The 13,148-nt window shown below is 54.0% G+C and carries 10 protein-coding genes; 5 read left to right on the plus strand and 5 right to left on the minus strand.

Features of this window, described 5'->3' with window-relative positions; all coding sequences use genetic code 11:
• The first annotated feature begins 61 nt into the window (after positions 1-61).
• The 3 genes from TURPA_RS22365 to TURPA_RS19850 are packed head-to-tail and all read left to right on the plus strand — an operon-like array spanning position 62 to position 4,330.
• Positions 62-1,636 (plus strand): bifunctional glycosyltransferase family 2/GtrA family protein, encoded by a 1,575-nt coding sequence (locus TURPA_RS22365; protein WP_014805055.1) that lies wholly within the window; start codon positions 62-64, stop codon positions 1,634-1,636.
• A gap of 1 nt (position 1,637) precedes the next feature.
• Positions 1,638-2,741 (plus strand): LptF/LptG family permease, encoded by a 1,104-nt coding sequence (locus TURPA_RS19845; protein WP_014805056.1) that lies wholly within the window; start codon positions 1,638-1,640, stop codon positions 2,739-2,741.
• Between the two features lie 50 nt (positions 2,742-2,791).
• A complete protein-coding gene (locus tag TURPA_RS19850) occupies positions 2,792-4,330 on the plus strand; it encodes an FAD-dependent thymidylate synthase (RefSeq protein ID WP_014805057.1) in 1,539 nt (512 codons plus the stop codon).
• Here TURPA_RS19850 and TURPA_RS19855 read toward each other — a convergent pair.
• The 3 genes from TURPA_RS19855 to TURPA_RS19865 are packed head-to-tail and all read right to left on the minus strand — an operon-like array spanning position 4,323 to position 7,742.
• Positions 4,323-5,303, minus strand: a complete 981-nt coding sequence (locus TURPA_RS19855) for an RluA family pseudouridine synthase (protein WP_053332252.1) — start codon at positions 5,301-5,303, stop codon at positions 4,323-4,325. The two genes, TURPA_RS19850 and TURPA_RS19855, sit on opposite strands and share 8 nt — an antisense overlap.
• Positions 5,296-5,742, minus strand: coding sequence for a chemotaxis protein CheX (locus TURPA_RS19860; RefSeq protein WP_014805059.1), 447 nt, complete (start codon positions 5,740-5,742; stop codon positions 5,296-5,298). Before TURPA_RS19860 ends, TURPA_RS19855 begins: the two co-directional genes overlap by 8 nt.
• Positions 5,739-7,742: an ABC transporter ATP-binding protein gene (locus tag TURPA_RS19865; protein ID WP_014805060.1), complete on the minus strand. Its 2,004-nt coding sequence runs from the start codon at positions 7,740-7,742 to the stop codon at positions 5,739-5,741. Before TURPA_RS19865 ends, TURPA_RS19860 begins: the two co-directional genes overlap by 4 nt.
• A 132-nt stretch (positions 7,743-7,874) precedes the next feature.
• Here TURPA_RS19865 and TURPA_RS19870 point away from each other — a divergent pair, with 132 nt between their 5' ends.
• Positions 7,875-10,610, plus strand: coding sequence for a 2-oxoglutarate dehydrogenase E1 component (locus tag TURPA_RS19870; protein WP_014805061.1), 2,736 nt, complete (start codon positions 7,875-7,877; stop codon positions 10,608-10,610).
• On the opposite strand, the gene TURPA_RS19875 is transcribed toward TURPA_RS19870, so the two are convergent.
• Both TURPA_RS19875 and TURPA_RS19880 read right to left on the minus strand, forming a co-directional pair.
• Complete coding sequence (locus tag TURPA_RS19875) at positions 10,585-12,225, minus strand: hypothetical protein (protein WP_014805062.1); 1,641 nt, start codon at positions 12,223-12,225, stop codon at positions 10,585-10,587. The two genes, TURPA_RS19870 and TURPA_RS19875, sit on opposite strands and share 26 nt — an antisense overlap.
• A gap of 1 nt (position 12,226) precedes the next feature.
• Positions 12,227-12,700 carry a phosphoribosyl-AMP cyclohydrolase gene (locus TURPA_RS19880; protein WP_157210604.1) on the minus strand — a complete coding sequence of 158 codons (474 nt, stop codon included), beginning with the start codon at positions 12,698-12,700 and terminating at the stop codon, positions 12,227-12,229.
• A 16-nt stretch (positions 12,701-12,716) separates the two neighbouring features.
• Here TURPA_RS19880 and TURPA_RS19885 point away from each other — a divergent pair, with 16 nt between their 5' ends.
• On the plus strand, positions 12,717-13,148 hold the full coding sequence (locus tag TURPA_RS19885) for a hypothetical protein (RefSeq protein ID WP_014805064.1): 432 nt from the start codon (positions 12,717-12,719) through the stop codon (positions 13,146-13,148).

Raw genomic sequence — 13,148 nt, forward strand, 5'->3', positions numbered from 1 at the left:
CAGCCTGGTGCGCGAACTGGTTTTAAAATGACAGCGCAGCTGCCCACTCAACTCAGGCACGGTGCTTTTTCAGGTTGATTCACTTTGGCCAAAGCTCGCGCCACAGCTCGCACAGCTGACAGCGCGCGTGGTGCGCGTGCATGGCCCGCATTCGGCGATAGCACTCAGAACCGGCACGCTTGAACCCCGATTGGATTTCGCAGGCGTCATTGCGCTGAATACCGACCAATCCAGGGGGGATATTCTCATTACCCGGCCTTCTGAACCGCTCGAGAAGGCAGTGCGCGCTCACCCGCCACGGTTCATCGTGCTGACCGCGCTGACCCGCGCTGAAGACCGCCAGCTGCGCAGCGGCGACCTGAAGGTCGCGGGCTATGAACTGCGCGAAATTTTCTACTTCGGCTTTTTGCTTCTTCCATTTCTATGGTTGAAGTGGCTTCCGTTGGCAGATCGCTTTTTCTCTGCGCTGCTCTCGCTCGAGATTCGTCTGCACCCCTACCTGAACGTGCTCGCGGGCATCGGCACGGTCGCAGTACTCAGCGAAAAGCGCCGTGATGCGAAATCGGCCATTGAACTCAGCATCGTCATACCTGCGTACAACGAATCGGGGCGCCTGCCTGCGTACCTGGCTGAAATCAGCCGGTTCATGAAGGCGCGGCGCATCGCGCACGAAATCATTGTGGCCGACGACGGCAGTGGCGACGGTACGGGCGAACTCGTGCGCAAAAAGTTTCGCGGCGTAAGGGTTATTCGCCTCTACCAGAACTTCGGCAAGGGTGCGGCGGTGCGCGAAGGCGTCATGGCGGCCAAAGGCCGGCAGGTGCTCATCGCCGATGCAGACGGGGCAACCCCCATAACCGAATACCCCAAACTTGCTGCTGAAATTGAGAATGGTGCCGATGCCGCCATCGGTTCGCGCTATCTTGCGCAGAGTGAAATTGGCAAAAGACAGAACCTGATGCGCAGAATGGTGAGCCGCGCCGGCAATCTGCTGATCAGGTCACTGCTCGACCTACCCTACAAAGATACGCAGTGCGGATTCAAGCTCTTTGACCGTAAGGCTGCGCAATACCTGTTTCGCAATCTGAGCAACTTTCGCTTCGGCTTTGATTTTGAAATTCTGAAAAAGGCCGGGGTGCTGCGCCTCAGCGTCAGCGAAGTTGCGGTACGCTGGAACGACCAGGATGGCAGCAAAGTCACGTTTAAACAAACGATCAGAGTATTGACCGAGCTCTTAAAGTTGCGTTTCGGGCACCTGATTAAATTTGCGTTCGTCGGGGTGATTAATACCGTGGCTGATTTTACCGTGCACAATCTGCTGATCGTGTTTTTCGGTATTGGTGAACCCACGCGCCAGCTGGTTTATATGGTCGTGGCGTTCTTCTGCGCAAACCTGCTGGCCTTCACGCTGCACAGCGGATTCACTTTTCAAAGGCGGGCTGCGTACCGGCGGTTTTTTACCGTTTCGGTCTTTACGCTGCTGGTCGCGGGCATTATTTTTCACGGTCTCAACCTGCTCTATAATCCCGAAGCCGACGTGTTGCTGACAAATATCTTTAAGCTCTCAACGGTCATCATCAGTTTTATCACAAACTATTTCGGCTATAAATTCTGGGTATACCGGTACAATATCTGATATGGATCAACTCGACCGTTACGTATTCAAGGCTTTCATCAAGACCTTTCTCGGCACGCTCGTGTTGCTGATCGGGGTCGCCGTGATCGTTAAGATACTCGACTCTATCAAGAACTTTCCCGATAACAAGCAGGGTGCGGGTCTTCTGATTCAATATTATGTGACGATTACACCGACCTTTGTGACGTACATTGTGCCCCCTGCCCTGATGTTCGCCGTCGCATTTACTGTGGCGCAGTTCAACCGCAATTTTGAAATCACGGTAATGCTCGCGGCTGGGCGTTCGTTTCGCCGTATATTGAGGCCGATTATAATCTTTGCGGCGATTCTGACCGTCGCCTTTTTCTTTTTTAACGAATATGTGGCGTACCCCGCGTCTTACAAGGCGACCGATATTTCATACGCGCTGCGAAACCGCGGCGCCGACGCCCGCCTGCGCAAACATGACCACAGCAGCAACCTGACGCTGCGATTTGGGCTGCGCTATTATACCATCGGCTATGGCGCCTGGTACGAATCGGCGCTCATTGGTTTTCATCTGCTTGAGTTAGGCGAAAACGGCTCGATCAAACAGATCATCGAGGCCGAGCGCGCCGTGGCCGAGGGCAAAGAATCGCGCCGGTGGCGACTCTACAATGTACGGCTTTCACGCTTCGACGCCAACGGGCTTTACGTCAGCACCGACCCATTCGCGACACTCGACGTCGAATTGCAAGAGACCATGCAGGCTTTTCAGAATTTCTATGTCGAGATGGATTCAGAAGAGCGCTCGATATTTGACGCGTACCGCTTGTATTCAAAGCGAAAGGAGGCCGGGGGTGAATACAGCGTGTTTCTCACCGAGTTCTTCTGGCACGCGGGATATCCGCTCGTTTGCTTCTTTATTGTCTTCATCGGCGGCATGATCGGGGGCCGGCTGAAGCGCGGTAACGCTGCGACCAGCATCGCGGTTTCGATGCTGTTCACTCTGGCGTATTTCTTTCTGATGTATTTCGGGTCGGCTTTTGGCGAAAGCGGGTCGATACCGCCCTTTATCGCGGGCAATCTCGCCAACATCGTTTCAGGTATGGGCACCGCCTGGGTCTACTTTCGCCTCGATTACTGATCGCCCTGCAGTTCTCGTTGCCGCAGCCGATCTAAAAAACAGACTTACCCATGTCTGACCACTGGCTCGACCGCCTCAAGACAGAATTTGCGGCACAAATAGCTTCTTCTCCTGTCAAGGTGAGCCTGATCGCTTACACCGAAAATCCATTTGATATCGCAGCGGCTTCAGCGCGCACATGTTACAGCTCAAAAGGTTTGCTTTTGCCGCAAGACATGCAGAAGACTGAAAAATCGCGCGAACTCAGAAAAAAGGTCGCGCGCGCGACTCTCAAATCGGGCCACCACACCACGAGGCAGCACGCGCACTTTGTCTTCGGACTCGAAAACGTCAGCCGCCAGCTCATCTGGCAGGTGCTGCACGCACACCCCTATTACAACTCTGAGCAGGTTTCTCAGCGTTACGTACCCATCAAGAACGATCGCACCTGGTACAGTGTACCCCACGCACTCAAAGACGACCCCCGAGTGCACGCCCTGCACGAAAGGGCGTTTGCGACGTATACGACACTTGTCGAAACCTTAAAACCCGTCGTAGAAGAAATTTACTTTTCCATTCACCGGCTCAAGGCCCGCAACAAAGAGGCCTGGGCAGATGCCATTCGCAAACGCTGCATGGAAGTCGCGCGCTACATCATGCCGGTATCGACCGTGGCTTACATGTACCACAGTGTCAGCGCGCTGACACTGATGCGATATGCCCGTATGCTGCGCTGGTCGAACCATGAAGAATTCGTCGTTCTGGGCATAGGCCTATTTGAGCTTGTACGCCAGGTGGATGCAGACCTGTTCGAAGAGTTTCCCGAACCTTTGCCGGCTCCGCAGCGAAGTTACGATACAGCAGCTGCCGCAAAAGCGAATGCCCAGTTTGACGCAGCGCTCGCCGGCAAATCGGCCAAACTGGTCTCTGCGTCGGTGGGTGCGCTCACAAACCCGCACGGCCTGCCATTAATGGGGGCCAGCGCAACGGCAGCGCTCGACACCGCAGAAAATACGCTGCTGGGTGACGTGTTTTATCCAGGCACGCTCGACGAGCGCACGCGGCTACTCAACCACGCGCACTTCACGTTCATGAAGAAGCTCTCGCACACTGCTGACTCGCAAGAACAGCGCCACCGCACTTTGCCAGGCACACGCCCTCACCTCGCCGAACAGGTGTCGCTCGAAAATGATTACGTTGTGCCTGCGCTGATACGCGAGTCGGCCGTGGCAACGGGCATCTATGAATCTTACCTCGCGCAAAATTTCGATCTTGTCCGCGACCTGTGGAAAAACGAAGCCCTCAGCCGTGAAGACGTGGTCTATCTGTTGCCGAATGCATTTCCTGTGCGCTTTCTGGAGTCAGGCGATTTCTATAATTTCTACCACAAGTGGAAGTCGCGGCTCTGCTATAACGCGCAAGAAGAGATATTTTATTCTGCCCATGCCGAAGTTGCTGAAGTAAAGCAGAACTACCCCGAAATCGGCAAGCACATCGGGCCGCCCTGTGTCGTGCGCGAACATTTAAAGCCACGCTGCCCCGAAGGCGACCATTTCTGCGGCATTAAGGTGTGGCAAATTCCGTTTGCTGACTACGCCCGCGTTATTTGAGAAGCGAGCGGGCTTCTGCAAAACGCGCAGGCAGCTCAATGGCGAATTTGATTTTCTTTCGCTTAAACGGATGCGCAAACTCGATACTTTTCGCCACCAGCAGCATACCACAGGCAGACAGGTCGTCGCGCTTTTCGCGCCCGACTTTATACGTCTTGGCCCGGCCCGCATCGTCTCCATAGATTGCGTCGCCGATAATCGGCGCATTGAGCTGCGCGCAGGTTGCCCTGATCTGGTGCGTTCTGCCCGTAATCAGGTTGATCTCAAGCTCGGTGCCGAATTTGTAACGTGTCTGCCGCAGAAATACGAGCTGCGCCTCGCGCGCTCTTATACCTTTTTCAGGCGCTTCGTAGCCAAACTTCATTTTCTTACGGTTTCGGCGGTCTCGCCAGATAAATCCGTCGATCTTTTCTGGCAGTTCAACGCTGCCCCAGACAATTGCCTGATAGGTCTTGTGCACCTGTCGATCGGCAAATAGCCCGGCGAGCGCCGCGCGCGCCTTGTCGGTCTTGGCGATCACCATGAGGCCTTCGGTTTCCCGGTCGAGGCGGTGCACGATGCCGGGCCGCTCGGCATGCGGTGCCAGCTTCTTGATCTGGCCGACGAGCGCGTGCACGAGAGTGTCGTTACCCGTTGCCGCCCCCGGGTGCACGGTCATGCCTGCGGGTTTGTGCACAATCGCCAGATATTCATCTTCGTACAGCACGGGAATCGACGCCGCGAACGGCAAAATCTCAGCCGGCTTCTCTGGCGGCAGAGTAATCGTAATCGCGGTTGCGCGCTTTGCCTTAAACGACGATTTGAGATTCTTTTCGCTGATGCCCGTAATTTGCCCCTGTTCAATGAGGCGCTGTAACTGAGAGCGCGAAAGGCCCTGATTGCCCTCGCCCAGCTCGGCCGCGAGAAATTTATCAAGCCGCACGCCAGCGGGCAGCTCGAGATGCAAAATCTGTTCTGTTGCGGCTTTATTCAACGCCAACTGCCAGATACGCCTTGTATTGTTTCCATTCGATGGGGATAATAAACGTGGGTACTCGCGTTGGCAGATCAAGCTGCTCTGGTCGCCCTACGAGCACGACAGGCACCGAAATCTGAAATTCTGACCCGAACGCGAGCGAAGCGTTACCCGCGACGGTGTTCGCCATCTCACCCGCCATATCTTTGATGACAGCAAGCGACGGCGAAGCTGCACCTGAATATTCCGTGACTATTTCGGCGAGCATCTCGCGCGGGCATGAAATAAAAATGCCACCTTTACGCTGGCCGGTCATGCCGATAATTCCCGTAATGTCTTCAACGGCGTGCTCGGCCGACTTCACGTAGGGGACTCCCACCTTGGCGCCCGAAGAGGTGATGGTCGAAAAATAGCGCATCACGCCTTCGACAAAAGTTTTGAGTTCTGCTTCTTTCATTTCGTGAACTGCATATCGTAGAGTTTTTTGTAGTGTCCCTTTTTACGCAGAAGTTCTTTGTGCGTGCCGCGCTCTACGATGCGGCCTTTATCGACAACAAGAATCAGATCGGCGCTGTATATCGTCGACAATCGGTGCGCAATCACGAAAACCGTGCGGTTTTTCATCAGTTTTTCTAGTGCCTTTTGTACGAGACGTTCTGATTCTGTGTCGAGCGCACTGGTGGCTTCATCCAAAATGAGAATTTGCGGGTTCTTTAGAATCGCACGCGCAATCGACAACCTTTGCCTCTGCCCGCCCGATAGCATGAGCCCGCGTTCGCCGATCGGCGTGTCGTACTTTTTGGGCAGGGCATTGATGAAAATATCGGCGTAAGCCATCTCGGCAGCTTTTTCGACGTCTGCATCAGAAATATCACTGCGACCATATGAGATATTCTGCCTTACCGTGCCGTTAAAAAGAAATACCTCTTGCGTTACAACACCGATGGCCTCGCGCATCTCTGCGATGCGCAGGTCCCGCAGATCAACGCCGTCGAACTGAATCGTCCCTTCAGTGACGTCATAAAAGCGGGGAATCAGGTCGACCAGCGTCGATTTGCCGGCACCGGAATGACCCACCAACGCAACGCGCGAACCGACGGGCACGTCAAACGTGATGTTCTTCAAAACCTGCGCGTCGGTATTCGGATAACGAAAGCCGACTCCCTTAAAGGTGATACCGCGTTTCAGCGTACTGAATGGCTGCGCATACGGTCGTTCTGTCACATCATTCGGAGTATCGATCAAATGGAAAATACGTTCGCCTGCAGCAGTTGCCCGCTGCACCATATTGTACCACGACGCGATCTGTTTGATGGGGCTGATGATTACCATCAGCGTGAATAGAAAGAGAAAAAAGCTGCCAGATGTAAATTCGCCTTCGATAATACGCGCTGCGCCGTAGACGATGAGGCCAATAATCAACAGGCTCGTTGTGAATTCGACAAGCGCAGGCGAAAGTGCGTTGTTGATGCGAAAGCGAAATATCTGCCGAAACAGCGACTCGTTGATTGTGCTGAACTGCCCGTGTTCGAATTTCTCCATACCAAATGCGCGAATGACGCGAATGCCCGCAATAACCTCTTGCATGTGCCCGGTGAGATCGGCAAGGCTTGTCTGTTCGCGCTGGGTAATGTCCTTTATTTTTCGGGCATAGTAGTTAACCGGCCAAAGTACCAGAGGTACACCGATAACCGTAATAACCAAAAGTTTTACACTGATAAGACTCAGCAACACAAGGTGGGTCATGATTATGAAGAAGTTGTTGATCGAAACCCGCAGGTAGTCGGATGCAGAATCGGAGAGCAGATTGGCATCGTTGATGATTCGGCTCATCATCACCCCGGTTTTCTCTTTCACAAAAAATGACATGGGTAAATCGAGCAGCTTACGGTAAAGATCGTCGCGTATATTATTGACCGCGCGCAGGCCCGTCGAACTCATGAAGTAGACTGTGCCCAGGTCGCAGAGCAGTTTCAGAAGGTAGATCGGTAAGACCAGAAATGCAACAAAAACCAAAACCTTGAGCGCATGGTATTGCAAGAGAAACAGGTTGAGTGCTGTCTTTTTTTCAGCGATAAAATACTTCAGCTTTCCCCGCAGCTCATCGGCAGGCTTCGCCACCGATTCTTTATAATAGCGGCGCTCGTTTTCGTAGAAATCGGGAACCGGGTGCTTTGTCAAAAGCAGCTGCAGGTCTTTTTTAAGCGGCCCCGATTTCGCAAATTCTACTTCATCGCGGTCGTAGTGCAACTGAAACGGTTTATTGCCGCCAGTCTCTATCACGTCGAATATAGGCTTGAGTGCGGTGAGGCTAAGCGCGTTAAAAACCGAAACGAAGAGCGACAATAAAGCACCGAGAATGAAGCGCCATTTGTAACGCGCCGCATAGCCCAGAATGCGCAGGTAGACCCTTGGTTTTTTTTCACGTACTTTTGGCGCAGCGGGGCTTGCAGACATTACTGCGCGTCGGGCAAAACCAACAGGGCGAAAAGTCAAATTGCCCCGGCTCAAAGGGCGCCGCAACAAATTTGGGCGCGATGGTATTTAAAAACTACTTGACCGCCATCGGTTGAATGATGTCCCGAGAATATGAAATCCGCATCGAGCGCGCTCTCGGCCGACCAGGCATACTTTCTCGAAGAACTCTACGACCAATACCAAAAACAACCGCAGAACATCGCCCCTGAATGGCGCGACCTTTTTCAGGGTCTGGAATCTGGCACACGCACCAAAAATGACGAGCTGATCGCGAACTCAGGTATCGACGTCTCGCTGCTCAAAGAGATGGGAGTGCAAAACCTTCTGAACTCTTACCGTAGCCGGGGGCACCTCGCCGCAAATCTGGATCCCCTCGGCATACGCAAGCGCGACCGGGCCACGATCGAAGATCGCCTCAATAACCTCACCCGCGACGACCTCGAAGCCGAGTACGACACCGAAGTGCCCGGGCTCGGTGTAGCCCGCCTGCGCGAGGTCATCGAACACTTCGAAAAGGTCTACTGCGGCAGCATTGGCATCGAACACTATTACCTCGATAACGTGCAACAGCGCAGCTGGCTGCAGTACAAGATGGAAGTCCTGAGCAATAACCCTCTGGTTACGAAAGCAGAGCAGCTTCGCATCTTCGAAAAACTCTTTCAGGCCGATTATTTCGAAAAATTTCTCGGCAAAAAATTTGTGGGTAAAAAGAGATTCTCCCTCGAGGGCGGCGACGCATTGATTCCCATGCTCGATGCAGCCGTTGAAATGGCGGGCCAGATGTCGATGAACGGCATCGTGCTGGGCATGGCACACCGCGGGCGCCTCAACGTGCTCGAAAACATCATGGAAAAGCCGGCGCAGTTTATCTTCGCCGAATTCAAAGAAAAAGCCGACGTCAATACGTACGACAACGCCGACGTCAAATACCATCTCGGTTATTCTTCTGAGCGCGTGACCGCCTCGGGCAAAAAAGTGCACCTGACGCTCATGTTCAACCCGAGCCATCTCGAAGCGGTAAACCCGGTCTGCATGGGCTCGGTGCGCGCCCGGCAGACCCTCAACAACGACGATGCGCGCGAAAAATACATGGGTATTCTGATTCACGGCGACGCGGCCTTTATCGGCCAGGGTGTTGTGCCCGAAACGCTGAACCTCATGTCAGTGCCGGGCTATTCGACGGGCGGCACGCTGCACATCGTGATCAATAACCAGATCGGCTTCACGACGCTGCCAGAAGAATCGCGCTCGACAGATTATGCCACCGATCTCGCGAAAGGTTTTCAGGTACCGATTTTCCACGTCAACGGCGACGACCCCGAAGCCTGCCACCGCGTTCTGACGCTCGCAATGGAATTTAAGCAGCGCTATAAAAAAGATGTGGTTATAGACCTCATCTGTTACCGCCGCCACGGCCATAACGAAACGGACGAACCGGCTTTCACGCAGCCGACGATGTACGACATCATTCGCAAACACCCCACACCGGTTGAAATTTATGAGAAGCGCCTGCTCGCCGAAGGCCACGATGCGAAAGAGCTCGAAAGAATTAAGAGTTCGGTCGCCGAAGCGCTCGAACGCAGCTTTGTCGAAACTGAAGAGAAGAACGTTACGATCAACGTCGATTCCATGAAGGGCCTGTGGTCAGGTTTTGCAAAGACAGGCACGGTAGAGCCCGACACGACAATGACCGCAGCGGAGCTGAAGTTGGTTTCAACTGCAATCACCACCGTGCCCGCAGGCTTTAATCCGCATAAGAAGCTGCTCGCGCTGCTCGAGAACCGCGCCAAAATGGCCAAGGGTGAATTGCCACTGGACTGGGGCATGGGTGAAGCGCTGGCCTTCGGCACGTTGCTCAGCCGAGGTATTGGTATTCGCCTCAGCGGGCAAGATGCAGAACGCGGCACGTTTGCGCACCGCAACGCGGTGCTGCTTGAGACGAATACCGCGGCAAAATACACGCCGCTCAACCACATCAGCGACGGTCAGGGCAAAATAGAGATCCTCAATTCGCCGCTTTCTGAATATTCGGTGCTCGGCTTCGAGTACGGCTATTCTCTATCATCGCCCGCGAGCCTCACAATCTGGGAGGCGCAGTTTGGCGATTTTGCGAACGGCGCGCAGATTATCATCGACCAGTTTCTTTCGAGCGGCGAAGTGAAATGGAACCGCATGAGCGGTTTGGTAATGCTGTTGCCGCATGGCTACGAAGGCCAGGGCCCAGAGCACTCGAGTGCGAGGCTCGAACGTTTTCTGCAACTCTGCGCAAAAGAGAACATGATTGTCTGCAACCTGACGAATCCGGCGCAGATTTTTCACGTGCTGATGCGGCAGGCTCTGCGTAAACAGAAGAAACCGCTGGTGATTCTGACGCCGAAAAGTCTGCTACGCCACCCAGAAGCTATCAGCTCACTGGCTGATCTGCAAAAGGGTAGCTTTCAAGAAGTGATCGCCGACACGACGGTCAAGGCCGCGGGCGTCAAGCGCGTCTTGCTTTGCAGCGGCAAAGTCTATTACGATCTGCTGAAAGAGCGAGAAACGCGCGGGCTCAAAGACGTGGCGATCGTACGGCTCGAACAGCTCTATCCTTTTAAGTACGAAAAAGTGGGATCTATAATCGACACGTATCCAAACGCCAAAGACCTTATTTGGGTGCAAGAAGAACCCAAGAACATGGGCGCCTGGTTTTACATCAAAGACCGCTTTGACGAACGTCTTTCGAACGGCAAATATCAGAACATGATTCGCTGCGTTGCCCGCAAGACATCGCCGAGCCCCGCGGCGGGCCTCTTGAAGGTACACGAGCGCGAACAGAAAGAGCTTATCGACCGGTCGCTTGTGGGCTAACGCGCACCTGAGAAGTTGCGAAGTATATCTGCAGCTCTTTCAGGTTCTTATGACCAGCCGGACGTTCAAAGTAGAGCGAACTCACCAGAGAGTTGCGGGTGATTTCGCCGCGTTTCTCGAGCAGTAACCGAAATGACCGCCCGCTTTCGCTGAGCAGCTGCGGCACCTCATCGCCGATTTCGTCGGCGACGAGAAAAAATTCTGCATTGCGCTCTATATAACCGCGCAGAATTTCTCTGTACCCCTGTTTGCCGCAGCAATAGACGAGCGGCAGCTGATTCTTGTATCCGAGGCGACTGCCAAGGTACCAGATATCGGCAAATGTGACCGCGGGGTATTTCATCAAGATTAACACCGGCAGTTGCCGCGCGTCGGGTTTTTCGACCTCATTGCCGGCCAAAAGCACCTGCGGATCTTCAACGAACTGATAATCGGTCCGCTGCAAAAGACTGTTGGGCAGCACGCCAAAGATGAAGTTATTGGTGCCGACGAGCAATAGCGCGGCGATGGCATAGACCCGCAGCTCGGCGCCTGAAAGCACGCGATCTAACAGAAACGCGAAGGCCAAAAGCAATGCCGGCAGCGTGAATAGCCAGCTGTGAATGCTGTCGGCGCGCGCACCGAATATTGCATGCGAAGCAACATAAGCGACCGGCCAGACCAGAATCAACACTTTGATCGCCGTTGGGTTTTTAGACCGCCAGACCTCGCGTAGACCGGCAACCACGAACCCACCCCACAGTATTTTGAGCAACAGGGGCCAGATTCCGAACCCGAAAACCATCGATTGCGCAAAAGCCTTCACCAGCGTTACCAGCCAATCAAGACCAGAATAGCGCACATGCAACAGATGGCTGTAGATGAACATCGTCGCCTTGTAGAGATCGAATGAATCGATTTTCAGAATCGTGACGAGCATCAACCCATAAACCAACAGCATGATGAGCGAATATATCAGAGCGCATTCTGCCCAAATGCGCAAGCGACTCTGCGCTTTGTGCGATAGCACCGCAGCGGCGAAGGCAAAACCCCAGAAACATGTGGCGAGGTGAACGGCAGTTGCCAGCGCAAAGAACAGCGTCGCAACCCTGAGATGTCGATGAGCTGCTGCGGTTGATTGCAGATATTTGACCAGATAGCGGACCGAAAGCAGCTGCAGCGCAACCGCCGGCAGGTGCACCTCGGCAGAAAGCGCCCCCACCCAGAAAGCATACATGAATAGAGTCGCGAGCGTTGTCAGTAGCGCCGTTTCGCGCCTAAGGTCCAGTTGCAAAACCAGAAGGTAAACAAGTACCAGAGCGCTTAGGGCTGCCAAAAGGTTGAACGCCTTGAAAAGCTCCATGCCGCCGATGCCGGTCAGATCATGCAAATAACCGGTGGCCAGATGCAGCAAAGGGTGATTGGGATGGTAACGCGAGAAATTTGGCAAATTCTTGTCTGGCTGCGCGGTGGCGAACGTCGTCGCGATATTGTAATATCCCTCAACGCCGGCCGCATAGGTATAGGGTTCAACCGCCTGCACGCGCAAGGGAAACACCTGCGCCATGACCACAAAGCCGACGAGCAGAAGAACGAGATAGCGGTGAAAGAACAGAGCTTGCTTGAGCCTGCTCATTTCAGGCCAACATCTCGAGCAACCCCTGCGGCGTCATTTTGCGGTAATAACACGAGTGCCGGGTTTTGCCCGTCGCGTCTTTCGTGTGGCAAACACCCGCGTTCGTGCGGCGCACGAGAAAGAGCAGACTGTTTTGTTCGCAGTTGACCCTCACTTCGATGAGTTCAAGCATGTCACCGCTGGTTTCACCCTTGCGCCAGATTTCACGCCGCGAAGTAGAATAAAAAATTGCGCGCTTCTCTGCCAGCGAAAGGCGCAGCGCTTCCCGGTTCACATAAGCAATCAGCAGCATTTCCCGGCTCTCTGCATCTTGCACGGCGACAGGCAGCACGGGTTCTGCCCCCTGCGCGATTTTCGCGAGCTTGTCAAAGTCGAGAAAATCTGATGTCGATTCTTCTATCTCGTGCAGAGTGGCCATAGCTACCTCTGCCGCAAGCGCCTGCGTGCTGTAAAAATCTTTACGTCTGATATCCATTCTGCCTTACCCATTCATGGCGATCACCCCTGAAGCTTCAAGTTTACACCGCATCACCACCTTCGCTTCACGCGACGCCTCGGCGGGTTATGTTATTCATGATATCGCCGCTGCGCGCACCGCATTCGACGGTGCGATTCAACAGTTGAATACCCGCGAAATGAAGCTCGACTCGCTGGGCGTTTTTCCGTTACAAAAAGACGCGCAGCACCTGCTCGACGAAACCGTCAGCCTCGAGGGCAAAATGCTCAAGGTGCCGCCTATTTTCAGAGAAAGCCACATACCTATCTTTGCAACGGCGGGTCAAAATATCGCCTATATCTCCCCCGCAGGGGCAAATATCTGCCGCTATTTTCACGAACTTTGGCGCATGCATGAAACGGAACTCGACGCCGATCAAGAGGTATTTTCTGGCTTTGCGATATTGACCTCTTACGCAGGGCTCTGA

Origin of the sequence: Turneriella parva DSM 21527, from assembly GCF_000266885.1 — a bacterium.
GTDB lineage: Bacteria > Spirochaetota > Leptospiria > Turneriellales > Turneriellaceae > Turneriella > Turneriella parva.